19 protein-coding genes are annotated in these 16918 nt (G+C 72.9%); 12 read left to right on the plus strand and 7 right to left on the minus strand.

What is annotated here, in order from left to right; all coding sequences use genetic code 11:
- Positions 1 to 68 precede the first annotated feature (68 nt).
- Positions 69 to 1094, plus strand: a complete 1026-nt coding sequence (locus AB5J51_RS32320; protein ID WP_369779232.1) for a DMT family transporter — start codon at positions 69 to 71, stop codon at positions 1092 to 1094.
- On the opposite strand, the gene AB5J51_RS32325 is transcribed toward AB5J51_RS32320, so the two are convergent.
- The gene (locus tag AB5J51_RS32325; RefSeq protein WP_053789719.1) at positions 1076 to 1777 is read right to left on the minus strand and encodes a pyridoxamine 5'-phosphate oxidase family protein; all 702 of its coding nucleotides are present in this window, start codon (positions 1775 to 1777) and stop codon (positions 1076 to 1078) included. The two genes, AB5J51_RS32320 and AB5J51_RS32325, sit on opposite strands and share 19 nt — an antisense overlap.
- A gap of 37 nt (positions 1778 to 1814) precedes the next feature.
- On the opposite strand from AB5J51_RS32325, the gene AB5J51_RS32330 reads away from it, so the two are divergent.
- A complete protein-coding gene (locus AB5J51_RS32330) occupies positions 1815 to 3146 on the plus strand; it encodes an aminotransferase class I/II-fold pyridoxal phosphate-dependent enzyme (RefSeq protein ID WP_369779233.1) in 1332 nt (443 codons plus the stop codon).
- 35 nt (positions 3147 to 3181) lie between these two features.
- On the opposite strand, the gene AB5J51_RS32335 is transcribed toward AB5J51_RS32330, so the two are convergent.
- On the minus strand, positions 3182 to 4114 hold the full coding sequence (locus AB5J51_RS32335) for a DMT family transporter (protein ID WP_369779234.1): 933 nt from the start codon (positions 4112 to 4114) through the stop codon (positions 3182 to 3184).
- Between the two features lie 74 nt (positions 4115 to 4188).
- Between AB5J51_RS32335 and AB5J51_RS32340 the strand changes: the two genes are divergently transcribed.
- Positions 4189 to 5088, plus strand: a complete 900-nt coding sequence (locus tag AB5J51_RS32340; protein WP_369779235.1) for a LysR substrate-binding domain-containing protein — start codon at positions 4189 to 4191, stop codon at positions 5086 to 5088.
- Positions 5089 to 5109: 21 nt separating this feature from the next.
- Here AB5J51_RS32340 and AB5J51_RS32345 read toward each other — a convergent pair whose 3' ends face one another.
- Positions 5110 to 5568, minus strand: coding sequence for a pyridoxamine 5'-phosphate oxidase family protein (locus tag AB5J51_RS32345; RefSeq protein WP_369779236.1), 459 nt, complete (start codon positions 5566 to 5568; stop codon positions 5110 to 5112).
- A gap of 76 nt (positions 5569 to 5644) precedes the next feature.
- Between AB5J51_RS32345 and AB5J51_RS32350 the strand changes: the two genes are divergently transcribed.
- The 8 genes from AB5J51_RS32350 (at position 5645) to AB5J51_RS32385 (ending at position 12417) form a co-directional block, all read left to right on the plus strand.
- Complete coding sequence (locus tag AB5J51_RS32350; protein WP_133898641.1) at positions 5645 to 6259, plus strand: cysteine hydrolase; 615 nt, start codon at positions 5645 to 5647, stop codon at positions 6257 to 6259.
- Positions 6260 to 6277: 18 nt separating this feature from the next.
- On the plus strand, positions 6278 to 7123 hold the full coding sequence (locus tag AB5J51_RS32355) for a HipA family kinase (RefSeq protein WP_206310625.1): 846 nt from the start codon (positions 6278 to 6280) through the stop codon (positions 7121 to 7123).
- Positions 7120 to 7503, plus strand: coding sequence for a DUF3037 domain-containing protein (locus AB5J51_RS32360; protein ID WP_053789713.1), 384 nt, complete (start codon positions 7120 to 7122; stop codon positions 7501 to 7503). Before AB5J51_RS32355 ends, AB5J51_RS32360 begins: the two co-directional genes overlap by 4 nt.
- 179 nt (positions 7504 to 7682) lie before the next feature.
- Positions 7683 to 8444 carry a 3-oxoacyl-ACP reductase FabG gene (gene fabG / locus AB5J51_RS32365; protein ID WP_053789712.1) on the plus strand — a complete coding sequence of 254 codons (762 nt, stop codon included), beginning with the start codon at positions 7683 to 7685 and terminating at the stop codon, positions 8442 to 8444.
- Positions 8445 to 8465: 21 nt separating this feature from the next.
- Positions 8466 to 9236 (plus strand): SDR family oxidoreductase, encoded by a 771-nt coding sequence (locus AB5J51_RS32370; protein ID WP_369779237.1) that lies wholly within the window; start codon positions 8466 to 8468, stop codon positions 9234 to 9236.
- 152 nt (positions 9237 to 9388) lie between these two features.
- Complete coding sequence (locus AB5J51_RS32375; protein WP_053789710.1) at positions 9389 to 10972, plus strand: ABC transporter substrate-binding protein; 1584 nt, start codon at positions 9389 to 9391, stop codon at positions 10970 to 10972.
- Between the two features lie 143 nt (positions 10973 to 11115).
- Complete coding sequence (locus AB5J51_RS32380; protein ID WP_053789737.1) at positions 11116 to 11784, plus strand: uracil-DNA glycosylase; 669 nt, start codon at positions 11116 to 11118, stop codon at positions 11782 to 11784.
- Between the two features lie 96 nt (positions 11785 to 11880).
- Entirely contained in the window at positions 11881 to 12417 is a 537-nt protein-coding gene (locus AB5J51_RS32385) for a hypothetical protein (protein WP_206310624.1), read from the plus strand.
- A 5-nt stretch (positions 12418 to 12422) separates the two neighbouring features.
- Here AB5J51_RS32385 and AB5J51_RS32390 read toward each other — a convergent pair whose 3' ends face one another.
- Positions 12423 to 12977, minus strand: a complete 555-nt coding sequence (locus AB5J51_RS32390) for a hypothetical protein (protein WP_369779238.1) — start codon at positions 12975 to 12977, stop codon at positions 12423 to 12425.
- A 117-nt stretch (positions 12978 to 13094) separates the two neighbouring features.
- Positions 13095 to 13619: a DinB family protein gene (locus AB5J51_RS32395; RefSeq protein WP_369779239.1), complete on the minus strand. Its 525-nt coding sequence runs from the start codon at positions 13617 to 13619 to the stop codon at positions 13095 to 13097.
- 83 nt (positions 13620 to 13702) lie between these two features.
- Between AB5J51_RS32395 and AB5J51_RS32400 the strand changes: the two genes are divergently transcribed.
- The gene (locus AB5J51_RS32400; RefSeq protein WP_053789706.1) at positions 13703 to 14608 is read left to right on the plus strand and encodes a Gfo/Idh/MocA family protein; all 906 of its coding nucleotides are present in this window, start codon (positions 13703 to 13705) and stop codon (positions 14606 to 14608) included.
- On the opposite strand, the gene lnt is transcribed toward AB5J51_RS32400, so the two are convergent.
- Together lnt and AB5J51_RS32410 are read right to left on the minus strand one after the other, a co-directional pair.
- Positions 14553 to 16157, minus strand: coding sequence for an apolipoprotein N-acyltransferase (gene lnt / locus AB5J51_RS32405; RefSeq protein WP_369779240.1), 1605 nt, complete (start codon positions 16155 to 16157; stop codon positions 14553 to 14555). The genes AB5J51_RS32400 and lnt overlap by 56 nt on opposite strands.
- A 270-nt stretch (positions 16158 to 16427) precedes the next feature.
- A complete protein-coding gene (locus AB5J51_RS32410) occupies positions 16428 to 16898 on the minus strand; it encodes a nuclear transport factor 2 family protein (RefSeq protein ID WP_078987816.1) in 471 nt (156 codons plus the stop codon).
- Positions 16899 to 16918 lie beyond the last annotated feature (20 nt).

Raw genomic sequence — 16918 nt, forward strand, 5'->3', positions numbered from 1 at the left:
CGGGTTCGCGCTGCCCGCGAAGCGATGACCTTCCTCTTTCATCCTTCACGCATGCGCGGAGCACACTCGTGTCGAATCCTTCGCCCGCCTCAGGGCGCAGTCTGCTGTACCTCGTCGTCGCCGGAGCCGCCTGGGGCACCGCCGGGGCGGCCGCCTCCCTCCTCTTCCTGGCCAGTGACCTCGGCCCGCTCGCCCTGTCGTTCTGGCGGTGCGCCGGCGGGCTGGTGGTGCTGCTGGGGGTGCTCGCCGTACGCCGGCCCCGGGACCCGCGGCCGGCGGCGCGGCCGTCGGTCGCCTCTCTGATCGGGACGGGGCTGATGTTCACCCTGTTCCAGGCCGCGTACTTCGCCGCAGTACGGGGCACCGGCCTCGCGGTCGGGACCGTGGTGACCCTGGGCGCCGGGCCGGTGCTGATCGCGCTCGGGGCGCGCCACTGGATGGGCGAGCGGCTCGGCCGGGGCGGGGTGGCCGCCGTCGTCGGGGCGCTCGCCGGGCTCGCCGTGCTGGTCCTGGGCGGCGGGGGCGGGGAGGTGCGGCCGGCCGGCGTCGGCTGGGCCCTGCTGTCGGCCGCCGGGTACGCCGCGATGACCCTGCGGGCCCGCTCGCTGGGGCGGCGCGGGGCGGGCGGGGACCCGCTGGTCACCACCGCCTGGTCGGTCGCGGTGGGCACGGTGTGCCTGCTGCCGCTCGCCGCGGCGGAGGGGCTGGTGCCGCACACCGCCGAACTCGGGCGGGTGCTCTGGCTGCTGGTCTACGTGGCCACCGTGCCGACGGCCCTGGCGTACGCGCTGTACTTCACCGGGGCCGCCGCGGTGCGGGCCGCGACGGTGTCCGTGATCATGCTCATCGAGCCGGTCAGCGCGGCGGTGATCGCCGTACTGGTGCTCGGCGAGCGGCTGACCGGCGCTGTGGTGCTGGGCACCGTACTGCTGCTGACGGCGGTGGGCGCGCTGATCGCGGCCGAGGCGCGCAGGCCGGCGGACGGGCCGGTGGTCCGGCCCGCCCGGGGGACCCGCGATGCTCCCGAGGCACGTGAGCCCGACGAGCCCCGTGAGCCCCGCGAGCCCCGTGAGGCTCAGAGCGCGGCGAGGTAGTCCGGGGTGGCGATCCCGGGGGCCAGGTCGTCGGCCGGGATCGGGGTTCCGTGCACCGGCGCGACCGGGACCACGCCCGACCAGTAGGGCAGGTCCATGTCCTCGGGCTCGTCGTTGGGGCCGCCGGTGCGGAGCTTCGCCGACACCTCGTTCAGGTCCAGGCGGATCACCGCGGTCGCGGCGAGCTCCTTCGCGTTGGCGGGCCGGGAGTCCGCCGAGCGGCCCGGGACCACGTGGTCGACGAGGGCGTCCAGAGCCATCCGGCGCTCGTCCTCGTCGGTCACCTGGTACGCGGTGCCGTGCACGATCACCGAGCGGTAGTTGATCGAGTGGTGGAAGGCCGACCGGGCCAGCACCAGGCCGTCCACGTGCGTCACGGTCAGGCACACGGGCAGCCCCGGGTCGGTCTGGCCGGCGGCGAGCAGCGGGCGCGAGCCGGTCGAGCCGTGGACGTACAGGGTCTCGCCGACCCGGCCGTAGAGCGTCGGCAGGACCACCGGTGCGCCGTCGCGGACGAAGCCGAGGTGGCAGACGTAGGCCTGGTCGAGTATCGAGTGGACCGTCTCTCGGTCGTAGCGCGCCCGCTCGCGGGAGCGGCTCGGGACGGTGCGGTCGGTGGGCTCGTAGCCACCGGTCGTCCCGTTCGTCTCGGGCACCTCTTGCGTGTCGGTCGTGGCGGTCATGATGCGCGCTCCGTTGTACTAGTGCATACTTGGCTTTGTGCTAGGAGAGTATCGGATTGCAGGGTGCCGCGCATCGGATATCGCGGCCAGTGTCGAAGCGGGCGTCGGATCGGGCGCGCTCGCGCCGGGAACGCTGCTGCCGCCCATGCGGGAGCTCGCGGGGGTGCTCGGGGTGAACCCGAACACCGTGGCCGCCGCGTACCGGACGCTGCGCGAGCGCGGGGTCATCGAGACCGACGGGCGGCGCGGCAGCCGCGTACGCGGGCGGCCGGCGAGTGCGCCGCGCGACGAGCTGCGGATGGCGGTGCCGCCGGGCGCGCGGGACGTCGCCTCGGGAAACCCGGACGTACGACTGCTGCCCCCGCTGGACCGGGCCCTGGCCGAGGCGGCGCGCCGGTACGCACAGGCGCCGACGCTGTACGGGGACGACCCGGTGGTGCCGGAGCTGCAGCGGCTGGCCCGGGCCGACCTCGACGCGGACGGGGTGCCGGCCGGGCCGGTCGGGGTGACCTCGGGCGCGCTGGACGGGATCGAGCGGGTCCTGGCCGCGCACCTGCGGCCGGGGGACGCGGTGGCGATCGAGGACCCGGGGTGGGGGAGCGTGCTGGACCTGGCGGCGGCGCTGGGGCTGCGCGTGGTGCCGGTGGCGGTGGACGACGACGGGCCCGTCGTCTCGTCGGTGGAGCGGGTGCTCGCGCAGGGCGCGCGGGCGCTGATCGTGACGGCGCGGGCGCAGAACCCGACCGGGGCGGCGGTCGGCGCGGACCGGGCGGCGCAGCTGCGCGGCGTGCTGGCGCGGTACCCGGAGGTGCTGGTGGTCGACGACGACCACGGGCACGCGATCGTGGACCTGCCGCTGCACTCGCTGGGCGGGGTGACCCGGCACTGGGCGCTGGTGCGGTCCACGGCGAAGGCGTACGGGCCCGACCTGCGCCTCGCGGTGCTGACCGGCGACGCCGTGACCTTGGACCGGGTACGCGGGCGCCAGCGGCTGGGCCCGGGGTGGGTGAGCCGGCTGCTCCAGTACGCGGTGGTCGAGCTGTGGACCTCGGGAGCGGTGGACCGGGCAGCGGTCGCGAGGTCCTACGGGGAGCGGCGGGACGGGCTGGTCGAGGCCCTGCGGGAGCGGGGCGTACGGGCCCACGGGCGCAGCGGGATGAACGTATGGGTGCCCGTCGCCGACGAGACGGGGGCGGTGACGCGGCTGCTGGCCGCGGGCTGGGCGGCGGCACCTGGCGGCCGGTTCCGGGTGGAGTCGGGGCCGGGCGTACGGATCACGGTGTCGGGCGTGCAGCTCGGCGAAGTGCCGGGGCTCGCAGCCGCGGTGGCGGCATCGGTCCGGCCCGCGACGGGCGGCCGCTTCGACTGACGGCTCCCGGGACCCCAGGGGCCGGAAGACAGGTCCTAGCGGCGGCGGGTCTGGGTCAGGGCCGCCCCGGCCAGCACGATCGCCGCGCCCACCGGGGTGTTCCAGTGGAGCGGTTCGCCCAGGAGCAGGACGCCCGCCGTGGTGGCGATGACCGGGATGAAGTACGTGACCATCTGGGCCGTGGTCGGGCCGATCTCCGCCACCAGGCCGTACTGCATCTGCAGGGCCATCCCCGTGCCCAGGGCGCCCAGCGCGATCACCGACAGGGTCGGCCAGAGCGGGAACGAGGCGGGGGTCGGGGTGAACACGGCGCTGACCGCGAGCAGTTGGACTGTGGAGAGCATCAGCTGGGCGCCGGTCAGCGCCACCGGCGAGCCCGGGGCCGAGGCCAGCGTGCGCCTCACGTAGATCCAGCCGATCGGATAGCAGAGCGAGGCGAGCAGGGCGAGTGCGGTGCCCTCGGCGTCGATGCCCTCGAAGCCCTGCCAGGCGCCGAGGACCGTCAGGACGCCGAGGAAGCCCAGGCCGAGGCCGGCGAAGCGGCGGCGTGTCGGGCGGTCCTCGGACAGGGCCACCAGCGACAGCGCCATGCCCCACAGGGGCGAGGTGGCGTTGCAGATCCCGGCCAGGCTCGAGGGGATGCTCAGCTCGGCGTACGAGAAGAGCGAGAAGGGGGCGGTGTTGAGCAGGAGCGCCGCCACGAACAGGTGGGCCCAGGTGCGGCGGCCGCGGGGGAGCGGCTCGCGGCGGACGACGAGCACGGCCAGCAGCGCCAGCGCACCGAACAGCACCCGGCCGAGTGCGACCTGGAACGGCGCGTACGCCTCCGTGCCCACCTTGATCAGCAGGAAGCTGAAGCCCCAGACCACCGAGAGGACCGCGAAGCGGAGCCGCCAGTCCACCCGCCCGGCCCGGACGGGGGCGACCGGCGGGGTGAGAGTGGGGCGAGGGGTGGCGGGTGCGCTCATGAGGAGCACTCTGCTCCGCTCGACTGCGTAGGACAAGCGAGACTTCTTCGTGGTGACGGCGTAGCATTGCTTACATGTTGAACCTGGAGCGCCTGCGCACCCTGGACGCCCTCGCCCGCCACGGCTCGGTCAGCGGCGCGGCCGACGGGCTCCACGTCACCACCTCCGCCGTCTCCCAGCAGATGGCCAAGCTGGAGCGGGAGGTCGGCCAGCCCCTGCTGGCCAAGAACGGCCGCGGGGTCCGGCTCACGGACGCGGGCCGGCTGCTCGCCGATCACGCGGCCCGGATCATCTCCCAGGTGGAGCTCGCCCAGGCCGACGTGGAGGCCCAGCGGGGCTGCGCCGTCGGCGAGCTGCGGATCGGCGCCTTCCCGACCGCCATGCGCGGACTGCTGCCCCAGGTGCTCACCGCCCTGCGCGCCGGGCATCCCGAACTGCGGCCCCTGGTACGGGAGCAGGAGCCCGAGGACAGCATGGCGGCCGTCGTGCGCGGCGATCTCGACCTGGCCCTGGCCATCGACTGGCACAACAAGCGCATGCCGGTGCCTGCCGAGCTCACCCGGGCACACCTGCTCGACGACTCCTGCGACATCGCCGTGCCGGCGCGGCACCGGCTGGCCGACCGCGACCGGATCTCCCTCTCCGAGTTCGCCGACGACGACTGGATCTCCTGGAACGAGGGCCAGTTCTGCCACGAGTGGCTCGTGTACACGCTGCGCGGCACCGGCATCGAGCCGCGCATCGCGCACATCGCCGAGGAGCACCACACCCAGCTGGCCTTCGTGGAGGCCGGGCTGGGGGTGTGCGTGGCGCCCCGGCTCGGGCGCGGCCCGGTGCCGCCCGGGGTCCGGCTGCTGCCCGTGAGCGACGCGGTCCGCCGTCACGTGTACGTCGTCTGGCGGGCGGACGCCGACCGGCGGCCTTCGATCCGGGCCGCCGTCGAGGCCCTGCGGGAGGCCGCCGCGGCGCTCTAGGGGGTCGGAGCGCCATGGGCGTCAGAGCTTGCGGAAGTCCCAGGAGACGATCGACTCCGGGGTGAGCCGGATCCATGCGTGGCGGCCGTCGTGCGGCATCTCCTCGATGCCGAAGTTCTTCGCCGGAAACAGCCGTTCCGCCTCGGCCAGCTCCGGGCAGGGCTCGCCCGTGCGCGGGGCCTCGCCCACGAAGACTGCGCTGCCGGAGAGTTCGACCCCGCGCAGTTCGTCGTACGCCTCGCCCGCGTCCACGACCACCGAAATCCGAGGGTCCTTGCGCAGGTCGGACCAGCGGCGGCTGCGCGTGATCGAGTACAGCCACAGGGAGCTGCCGTCCCAGGCGAACCACAGCGCGCCCACGTGCGGGCGGCCGTCCGGGGAGACGGTCGCCACCCGGCAGGTGCGCTGCTCGCCCAGGAAGGCGTCCACTTCGGCGTCGGTCATCATGATGCGGCGGCCCCGCCGCTGTGTCCCGTCCATCCGTCCCGCACCCCTTCACATCTGACTGTGTGTCAGGAATCATGCGGGATCGATGGTCGTCACGCCAGGGGGAGCCATGCCGGAACTCGATCCCGCCACCACCGCGCTGCTCACCGTCGAGTGCCAGAACGGCGTCGTCGGCGAGGAGAGCGCCCTGCCCGAGCTGGCGAAGGAGGCCAGGGACTCCGGGATGCTGGGGCGGGTGGCCGCGCTGGTCGACGCCGCACACGGGGCCGGCGTACAGGTGCTGCACGCGATCGCCGAGCGGCGGCCGGACGGGCTCGCGGCCAACGACAACGCGCGGCTGTTCCGGGCCGCCGGGAAGCTGCCCGTCCGGCAGCTGTCGGGGAGCCGGGCGGTGGAGGTGGCGGCGCCGATCGAGGTGGCCGAGAACGACCTGGTGGTCCGCCGGCTGCACGGGCTCTCGCCGATCGCGGGCACCGACGTGGACGCCCTCCTGCGCAACCTCGGCATCCGCACCCTCGTCGTCGCCGGGGTCTCCTCGAACATCGCGATCCCGAACACCGTCTTCGACGCCGTGAACCTCGGCTACCGGGTGGTGGTGCCGTCCGATGCCATCGCGGGGGTGCCCGCCGCGTACACCGCCGAGGTGATCCGCAACTGCCTGGCGCTCGTCGCGACCGTCACCACGGCCGAAGCCCTCCTCGCGCAGTGGGCTCCCGCGCACTGACCCCCGTAACCTGGGCGGATGCTGTCCGAAGTGATCGCGACCCGTTACGTCACGCCTCTGCGTGAGGGCGGCTCGCTCCCGGGGATCGTCGAGGCCGACGACCTCGGTACCTACGTCATGAAATTCACCGGAGCCGGCCAGGGCCGAAAGACCCTGGTCGCCGAAGTCGTCTGTGGGCGCCTGGCGCAGCGCCTCGGCCTGCGGGTCCCGCGGCTGGTGCAGATGCAGCTCGACCCCGTCATCGGGCTCGGCGAACCCGACCAGGAGGTCCAGGAGCTGCTGAAGGCCAGCGGCGGACTCAACCTCGGGATGGACTACCTGCCCGGGTCGATCGGCTTCGACCCGCTCGCGTACCAGGTGGACCCCGCCGAGGCGGGGCGCGTGGTCTGGTTCGACGCGCTGATCAACAACGTCGACCGGTCCTGGCGCAACCCGAACATGCTGGTCTGGCACGGGGACCTGTGGCTCATCGACCACGGCGCCACCATGATCTGGCACCACAACTGGCCCACCGCCGAGAGCGCCGCCGCCAAGCCGTACAACGCATCCGACCACGTCCTGGCGCCCGTCGGCCCGGACATCGCGGCGGCCGCCGCCGCGCTCGCGCCCCTGGTGACCCGGGACCTGCTCGAGGAGGTCGTCGCCGACGTGCCCGACGAGTGGCTGGTCGACGAGCCGGGCTTCGACTCCACCGACGCGGTGCGCCGCGCCTACGTGGAGGTGCTGCTGCCGCGCGCGGCCACGATCCACGAGAGGATCTCGATGGAGGCCGAGGTGAAGGCGCCCTCCAAGCCGCCCGGGTGGCTGACGGACCATCTGACCGAATGGCCCCACAAGACCAAGAAGAAGAGCGACGGCGAGTGAGCAAGCGGGACGTGTTCGAGTACGCGCTGGTGCGCGTGGTGCCCCGGATGGAGCGCGGCGAGTGCTTCAACGCCGGCGTGATCGTCTACTGCCGGGCGCGCTCGTACGTGGCCGCGCGCACCCACCTGGACGAGGCCAAGCTCCTCGTCCTGGACCCGGAGGCCGACGTGGCCGGCGTGCGCGCCGCCCTGCACGGGGTCGAGGGCGTGTGCACCGGCGGCGAGTGGGCCGGCCAGGCGGCGGGCGACGACGCGGGCCGCCGGTTCCGCTGGCTGATCGCCCCGCGCAGCACGGTGGTGCAGCCCGGGCCGGTGCACACCGGTCTGACGACCGACCCGGAGGCCGAGGTGGAACGGCTGCTGGACCTGCTGGTGCGCTGATCCGCAAGGCGGCCGTACGGCGATCCGTACGGCGTCCGTCGCGACGTGAGGAGCCCTGGGGCCGGGTGCCGTTGACACCGGGTGCCAGGGCTCCTAGCGTCTCCTCAGCTGAAGCTACTAAGCGGTTGCTCACCGACGAGGAACCGCTGATGAGGATTCCGAGCGCGAGGAGATCCACCATGTCCACCACCGAGCAGCGCGTCGCGATCGTGACCGGGGCGGCCCGGGGCATCGGCGCGGCCACCGCCGTGCGTCTGGCCGCCGAAGGCCGGGCCGTCGCCGTGCTCGATCTCGACGAGGCGGCCTGCAAGGACACCGTCGAGGCGATCACGGCGGCCGGCGGCAAGGCCCTGGCGGTCGGCTGCGACGTCTCCGACGCGGCGCAGGTGGAGGCGGCCGTCGAGCGCGTCGCGAGCACCCTGGGCGCCCCGACCATCCTGGTCAACAACGCGGGTGTGCTGCGCGACAACCTGCTCTTCAAGATGAGCGAGAACGACTGGGACACCGTCATGAACGTCCACCTGCGCGGTGCGTTCCTGATGTCGAAGGCCTGTCAGAAGTACATGGTGGAGGCCAAGTTCGGCCGCATCGTCAACCTCTCCAGCAGCTCGGCGCTGGGCAACCGCGGCCAGGTCAACTACTCCGCCGCCAAGGCCGGCCTGCAGGGCTTCACCAAGACCCTGGCCATCGAGCTCGGCAAGTTCGGCGTCACCGCCAACGCCGTCGCCCCCGGCTTCATCGTCACGGAGATGACCGCCCAGACGGCCGCACGCGTGGGCATGGGCTTCGAGGACTTCCAGGCCGCCGCGGCCACCCAGATCCCCGTCCAGCGCGTCGGCCGTCCGGACGACATCGCCAACGCGATCGCGTTCTTCACGGGCGAGGCCGCCGGCTTCGTCTCCGGCCAGGTCATGTACGTGGCCGGCGGCCCGCTCAACTGACGAGAGGCAGGGCGCAGGCTCATGACGAACAGCAGCACGAACGCGGCGGACAGCGGCAAGGTCGCGCTGATCACCGGTGGGAGCCGGGGCATCGGCTACGGCATCGCCGAGGCGCTCGTCGCCCGCGGCGACCGGGTGTGCATCACCGGGCGCAACGAGGACGCCCTCAAGGAGGCCGTCGAGGCGCTCGGCGCGGACCGGGTGATCGGGGTCGCCGGGAAGGCGCACGACGAGGCCCACCAGGCGGTCGCCGTCGAGCGGACGATGGAGGCCTTCGGACGGGTCGACTTCCTGATCAACAACGCGGGCACCAACCCGGTCTTCGGTCCGATCGCGGACCTGGACCTCGGCGTCGCGCGCAAGGTCTTCGAGACGAACGTGATCTCGGCGCTCGGGTTCGCCCAGCGGACCTGGCACGCCTGGCAGAAGGACAACGGCGGCGCGATCGTGAACATCGCGTCCATCGCCGGCGTCTCCGCCTCGCCCTTCATCGGCGCGTACGGGATGAGCAAGGCCGCCATGGTCAACCTCACCCTCCAGCTCGCCCACGAGATGGCGCCCGGGGTCCGCGTGAACGCGATCGCCCCCGCGGTGGTCAAGACGAAGTTCGCCCAGGCGCTCTACGAGAGCCGGGAGCAGGAGGCCGCGGCCGCGTACCCGCTCGGCCGGCTCGGGCTGCCGGAGGACATCGGCGGCGCGGCGGCTTTTCTTACATCTGCACAAGCGGAATGGATCACTGGCCAAACTCTGGTCGTTGACGGGGGAATGTTCCTCAATGCCGGAGTGCACTGATCGATAATCGGACGCATTTGCCTCCCGAGGGGAGGCAAATGCGTACCTAATATGCACGAAATCGGTCAAGTGTCACATGAAACCTGCCCATTGGATTTGTGAGGCACTGCGGTAGGGTCTGCCGCACCCCTGGCTGATCGAGGAGCGTGCACGTGTTCATCCGGACCAGATGCCTGCAGATCACTGCGGCCCTTGCGTCCATATCCCTGCTCGCCGGATGCGGTCTGCTTTCGGACGACGGCAGTGACGCCGCGAAGAGGATCGTCGTCGGCACGACGAGCGCCCCGAGCACCCTCGATCCCGCCGCCGCCTGGGACGGCTCCTGGGAGCTGTACCGGAACGTCTACCAGACCCTGCTGGCGTTCCCCACGGGCTCCACCAAGCCCCAGCCCGACGCCGCCCAGAACTGCGAGTTCACCGACGCGGCGAACGAGTCGTACCGGTGCACGCTGAAGAAGGGCCTGAAGTTCTCCAACGGCGAGGCGCTCGACGCCAAGGCCGTCAAGCACTCGCTCGACCGGATCCGGACGATCAACTCCCAGACCGGTCCGCAGGGCCTGTTCGGCAGCCTGGACAAGATCGAGACCCCGGACGCGCTGACGGTCGTCTTCCACCTGAAGACGCCGGACGCCACCTTCCCCTTCGTCCTCGGCTCGCCGGCCGCCTCGCTGGTCGCCCCCAAGGACTACCCGGCCGACAAGGTGCGGGAGGACGGCAAGGTCACCGGCTCCGGCCCGTTCGTGCTCGACTCGTACAAGGAGGGCAGCGAGGCGGTCCTCGGCAAGAACGGGACCTACAACGGCTTCGCGAACCGGCGTAACGACGGGGTGACCATCCGCTACTTCGCGGACTCCACCAAGATGATCGCGGCGCTCAAGGACAAGGAGATCGACGCGACCTACCGCGGTCTGTCGGCTCCCGAGATCAAGGACCTGCAGACCCCCGCCTCGCACGCGCAGGGCGTCCAGGTCGTCGAGAACGTCGGCGCCGAGATCCGCTACCTGGTCTTCAACCCCAAGGACCCGCAGGTCGCCAAGCTGCCGGTGCGCCAGGCCATCGCCCAGGTCATCGACCGCGGCGCGATCGTCTCCAAGGTCTACCAGGGCACCGCCGAGCCGCTGTACTCGATGGTCCCCAAGGGGGTCGTGGGCCACAAGACGCCCTTCTACGACAAGTACGGCCAGGCCGACATCAAGAAGGCCCAGAAGATCCTCAAGGACGCCGGGATCACCCAGCCGGTGGAGCTGACCTTCTGGTACACCACCGACCGCTACGGCGCCTCCACCGCCGACGAGTTCACCGAGCTCAAGCGCCAGCTGGACGAGAGCGGGCTCTTCAAGGTCACCCTGCGCGGCCAGCCCTGGAAGGTCTTCCAGGTCGGCTACAAGAACGGCGAGTACCCGGTCTTCGGCCGCGGCTGGTTCCCCGACTTCCCGGACCCGGACAACTTCATCGCGCCGTTCGTCGGCAAGGAGAACGCGGTCGGCACCCCGTACGAGCCCGCCCAGATCCTCACCGAGCTGCTGCCCAAGTCCCGCCGCGAGAGCGACCGCGCCGCCGGCGTCCGCGAGTTCGAGCAGGCCCAGCAGATCTTCGCCGAGGACGTCCGCCTCCTGCCCCTGTGGCAGGGCAAGCTGTACGTCGCCGCCCGCGAGGACATTGCGGGCGCCGAGCGGGCGCTCGACCCGCAGACCGTCTTCCAGATGTGGGAGCTGTACCGCAAGACCAGCTGGTAGCACAGCCGGCAGCCGGCCCGCCTCGTCCGCGGACGCCTTCGGGCGCCCGCGGATGAGGCGTTGTCAGTGGGCCCCGGTAGGTTCTGAGCTGTTGCACCACGCAGTTGCGCGAACTTGTACCGGAGGTTGTAGACGTGACCCAGATGCTGCCCGAGTCCTGGCTCCCCGTCCTCGGCGACGAGCTGGACCAGCCCTACTTCAAAGAGCTCACCGAGTTCGTCGAGAAGGAGCGGGCGAACGGGCCGGTCTACCCGCCCCGAGAGCAGGTCTTCGCCGCCCTGGAGGCCACTCCCTTCGACAAGGTGAAGGTCCTCGTCCTCGGCCAGGACCCCTACCACGGCGCCGGCCAGGGGCACGGCCTGTGCTTCTCCGTGCGGCCCGGGGTCAAGACCCCGCCCTCGCTGCGCAACATCTACAAGGAGATGCACGCGGAGCTGGGCACGCCCGTCCCGGACAACGGGTACCTGATGCCGTGGGCCGAGCAGGGCGTCCTGCTGCTCAACGCGGTGCTCACCGTCCGCGAGGCCGAGCCCAACTCGCACAAGGGCAAGGGCTGGGAGAAGTTCACCGACGCGGTGATCCGCGCGGTGGCCGACCGGCCCGACCCGGCCGTCTTCGTGCTGTGGGGTGCCTACGCCCAGAAGAAGCTCCCGCTGATCGACGAGGAGCGGCACGCGGTCGTCAAGGGCGCCCACCCCTCCCCGCTGTCGGCCAAGAAGTTCTTCGGCTCCCGGCCCTTCACGCAGATCAACGAGGCCGTCGCGGCCCAGGGCCATGCGCCGATCGACTGGACGATCCCGGACCTGGGCTGACGCCCCACCGCGCCTCGGCGCCATTGCCGGTGCCTGCCGTTAGCGTCGTGACGAACCAGGCCGGAACAGGTCTGGCAGAGCAAGACGGAGGCCGCCGTGACGGAGCAGCAGGAGGCGTCGGAGGACGCCGTCATGACCAGGATCGGCCAGGCCGTCATCCTGCTGCACGCCGGTGACCGCGAAGAGGCCCGCAACCGCCTCGGCGAGATCTGGAACGAGATCGGCGAGGACGGTGACGGCCTCCACCGGTGCACCCTCGCGCACTACATGGCCGACGCCCAGGACGACCCCGCCGACGAACTGGCCTGGGACCTGCGGGCCCTGACCGCAGCCGACGGGCTGGGCAGGGGGCTGCGGGACGGGCTGCCCGCGCGGCACGAGCCGCATCCCGCCGTGCGCGTGTTCTACCCGTCCCTGCACCTCAGCCTGGCCGCCGACTACGTCAAACTGCAGCGGCCCGAGGCGGCGCGGGTGCACCTGGCCCGGGCCCGGGCCGCCACCGGGGCCCTGGGCGACGACGGGTACGGGAACGGAGTACGGGCCGCCATCGCCCGGCTGGAGCGGCGCCTGGCCGCGGAGCCGGGCAGGCGGCCCCGGCCGTTCCCTGAGCAGTCCCCGGAGCAGTCCCCGTAGCGAGCTCAGCCGCCGTGGACGCCCGCGCAGATGCGGGCCTCCGGGCTGTCCGGGTGCCAGCGGCCGTGCCGGCGGCCCAGCGCACACACGTCGGCGGGCCGGACCGGCAGCTCCTTCACCAGCTCGCGCGGCACCTCCACGTCCCGCCCCGACGGGTCCGTACGGCCCCCCTCGCCCACTGAGCGGCGTGCGCCGGGCCGGTGCGGCTCCGGGATGTCCGGCACCGGCGGAACGGCCCGAGAGGACGCCTCGGGCACCGTGCCCGCCGCGCCCGCCGCAGCCGCCGCGCTGCGGGGCGCGGCCTGCCGGCCCGCGGCGGAGGCGGCCGGCTGCGCGGACTGCCCCGGTACGGCCTTCAGCGCCTCCAGGGCGGGTGCCTGGACCGCCACCGGCGCGGCCCCCGGTCCGCCGCGCGGCTCGTACTGCGGCGGCGCCCCGGTGGTGCCGGGGGCGGCCGCCGGCTGCATCGGGGCGGGGGTCACATGCACGCAGCCCGAGACGGCCGAGACGGCACAGGCGACTCCGAGCAGCAGCTTTGTCGTGGTTCGCGTTGGATGCACTCGCGCAACTCTGCTGTGCGAGGACCCCGTTGCGAAAACCCGGAGCCGATATTGACCCCACACGGGTGACGGACATCCGCCGGACACCGGCCCGGCACCCGCGCGCACCGGAGGGCGTCAGTCGCCCGTGGCGCCGTCGATCTGCTCGCGCAGCAGGTCCGCGTGCCCGTTGTGGCGCGCGTACTCCTCGATCATGTGGGTGTAGACCCAGCGCAGGCTGAACGTCTCGCCGCGGTGGTGGCTCCCGGGATCCGAGAGCAGGTCCAGCGAACGGCCCGCCGCGGCCTGCCGCGCCAGCTCGACCTCGGTCTGCCAGGTCTGCTCGGCCTCGGCCCACGTGTCGTCCGCGCCGAAGTGGAAGTCCCCGTCCGGGTCCTCGCGCGTGCAGTACAGCTCGGGGAGGTCCTCGCCCAGCATGATCTCCCGGAACCAGTACCGCTCCACCTCCGCCATGTGCCGTACGAGGCCCAGCAGGCTCAGTTCGGACGGGGCGAGCGAGGGGCGGCCCAGCTGCTCGTCCCCGAGGCCCTCGCACTTCCAGGCGAGCGTGGCGCGGTGGTAGTCGAGCCAGCCGTCCAGCATCTCCCGCTCGTTCGCAGTGGTGGAGGGCTCGGTGCGGTGGGATCCGGTGGTGGTGGTCATGGACGACATCCTCGGCGAACGCGGGCCCCGCCACCAGGGATTAAGCTGCGGGAGTCCAGACTGGATCAACCTGGAGGTTCCCGGTGAAGGTCGGCGTCATCGGACTCGGCGACATCGCCCAGAAGGCGTACCTGCCCGTCCTCACCGCCCGCCCGGGCGTCGAGCTGCACCTGCAGACCCGTACTCCCGCCACGCTGGCGCGGATCGGGGAGATGCACCACATCCCGGCCGCGCGCCGGCACGGCGACCTCGACGGACTGCTGGCCGAAGGCCTCGACGCGGCATTCGTGCACGCCCCGACGGCCGTTCACCCCGAGATCGTGACACGGCTGCTCGAAGCGGACGTGCCGACGTACGTGGACAAGCCGCTCGCCTACGAGCTCGGGGAATCGCGGCGGCTGGTGGAACTCGCCGAGCAGCGCGGGGTGTCGCTCGCCGTCGGCTTCAACCGCCGCCACGCGCCCGGCTACGCGCAGTGCGCCGACCACCCGCGCGACCTGATCGTCATGCAGAAGAACCGGATCGGGCTGCCCGAGGACCCCCGGACCTTCGTCCTCGACGACTTCATCCACGTCGTCGACACCCTGCGCTTCCTGCTGCCCGGCGAGACCGACCACATCGACGTCCGGGCGCAGGTGCGCGACGGGCTGATGCACCAGGTCGTCCTCCAGCTGTCGGGCGCCGGCTTCACCGCGCTCGGCATCATGAACCGGCTGTCCGGCTCCAACGAGGAGATCCTCGAGGTGTCCGGGCAGGAGACCAAGCGACAGGTCGTCAACCTCGCCGAGATCATCGACCACCGGGGCCAGCCGACCGTGCGGCGCCGCGGGGACTGGGTGCCGGTCGCCCGCCAGCGCGGCATCGAGCAGGCCGTGGACGCGTTCCTGCAGTCCGTCGCGGCGGGCAGGACGGTCAGCGCCCGCGACGCGCTGCTCACCCACGAGCTGTGCGAGCAGGTGGTGTCGTCGGCTCTGGAGCAGGCTTCCTGAGCCCGAGCGAGCGGGCGCCCTCGAGGGTGCAGTACGCCGCCAGCAGCGCGAGGGCGGCCCCCACGGGCCAGTCCCCGAAGAGGACGTAGAACGTCCTGCCGCCGGCGAGCGGGACCTCGTACACCTGCGCCGCACGCGCGGAGGTCGCCAGCGCCGGGCCGATCCGCTCGCCGGAGGGACCGTGCACCTCGCTGATCCCGGTGAGGGTGGCGTGCACCACGGGGCGGCCGTTCTCGGCGGCGCGCACGGCGGAGAGCGAGGCGTGCTGCGCCGGGGCCCAGCTGTCCTGGAAGCTCGAGGTGGCCGACTGGGCGATCAGCAGGGCGGCCCCGTCGCGGGTCAGACGGCGGCTCATGTCGGGGAAGGCCGACTCGAAGCAGACCAGCGGGCCGAACCGCACACCGGGCCGCCCCGGCAGATCCATCAGCACCGGGTTCTCGCCGCGCCGGCGGTCCTCGCCGGCGGCCCTGCCGACCGAGGTGGCCCAGCCGAGCAGGGACCGGGCCGGTATGTACTCGCCGAAGGGGACCAGGCGCATCTTGTCGTACCGGTCGCCGGTCGGCCCGCGGGGGCCGACGAGGACGGAGCTCTTGTAGATGCCGCCGTCGGGCAGCGCGGCTGCCGTCGGGACCGGCGCCGCAGCCGGGGCTGCAGCCGGGCCGGGCGGGCGCCGGGCGTCGACGTTGACCAGCAGCGGCGCCCCGACCTCGGCGGACAGCGAAGCCAGCCGCCGGGCCAGGTCCGGGCGCGCCGCCAGGTCGGCCCCGACGCTGCTCTCGCCCCACACCACCAGGTCCACCGGCTGCCCGGCCAGCGTCCGCGTCAGCCGCTCCCCGGCCGCGAACCGCTGGTCCGTACTGTCCGGGCCGTCCGCCACCAGGCCCGGTTGTACGACGGCCACGCGCAGCGTGCCCGACACCTCGGGCCGCGGCACCCACAGCCACACCACCCCTGTCAGCACCGCGCACCCCGTCACCCCGGCCACCGCCGGGACCCGGGCGCCCGGCACCGCGATCAGCAGCACCAGACCGCAGTTCACCGCCACCACCAGCAGGCTCACCAGCCACACCCCGCCCACGGACGCGAGCCGCATTGCGGGCGCCACCTGCCACTGGCTCGCCCCCAAGAGCCCCCACGGCCCGCCCAGCCCCTGCCAGGACCGGGCCAGCTCCGACAGCAGCCAGCCCGCCGGTACCAGGAACAGCGCGGCCGCCGCCCGGCCCGGCTCCGGGAGCCCGCCGAGGAACTCCCGCACCAGCAGGGCCCAGGGGATCCAGAGCAGCCCCAGCAGGGTCGCCACCGGCAGCAGGAACACGTGCAGGCTGGGCAGCAGCCAGTGGTGGACGGCCACGATGAAGCCGGCGCCGCCCAGCCAGCCCTCCAGGGCGGCGCGCCGCCCGGTCGGCGCCGACCTCAGCAGCAGCATCCAGGGCACGAGGGCGACGTACGCGAACCACCAGAGGGCGGGGGCGGGGAAGGCGAGGCACGCCAGCGCCCCGGCGGCGGCCGCGGCCGCCGCACGCCAGCACCGGGTCCGCTTCGAGAGCATGACGCGCCTCCGCTTCCAGTGTGGAACAGGGCCGTCCGGGCGGCCGTTCGAGCAGGATCCGCAGACAGCCCTAGGGGTGTCGTCAAAGTAGCGTCGTCCGCCCGTGAGGGCGGGGCCGGCGGGGTCTGGTGCGTGTGATCGCAAGGCGGAGGTGGGGGTCCCCCCGCCGAAGGCAGGGGGAGGAGGCGACGCTCGCGTCGTCGACCGACGACAACGCCGCGAGCGCGCGTGCCAGACCCCGCCGGCCAGACGGGACTTTGACGACGCCCCCTAGGCGGACATGTGCCGCCATTTCTCGTGCACGATGACGCGGGTGAGCCGCCAGCCGGCGCGGGCGGTGCGGGCGAGACCGAAGGTGTAGCGGCCGGCGGCGACGAAGTTCGGCGCGGTCACCGTCCCGTCGAACTCCTCGCCGGCCAGCCGCATCGGGTTGAGGAAGTCGGCGCGCACCTCGGCACGGTCGCCGGGGGAGCCGCCGAGGTCCTCCAGCCGGATCAGCCGGTTGACGATGAGGTGCTGGCGCACCGGGAACAGCTTCATGGTCTCCGCGAGCCAGTCCGCGACCTCGGCGGCCGGGCCCTCGATCCCGCCCGCCGAGCTGTAGTCGGCCCGTCCGGCGGGCGTGAACAGCGCACGGTACGCCGCCCAGTCGCCGTCGTCCACGGCCACCGCGTACCCCGTGACCACCTCGTCGATCGCCAGCCGGTCCATGACCGTGGCGAGGTCCACACGCTGCGTCATCGGGTCAGTGTGGGGGTGCG

It is taken from the genome of Streptomyces sp. R33 (assembly GCF_041200175.1).
Classification (GTDB): domain Bacteria; phylum Actinomycetota; class Actinomycetes; order Streptomycetales; family Streptomycetaceae; genus Streptomyces; species Streptomyces katrae_B.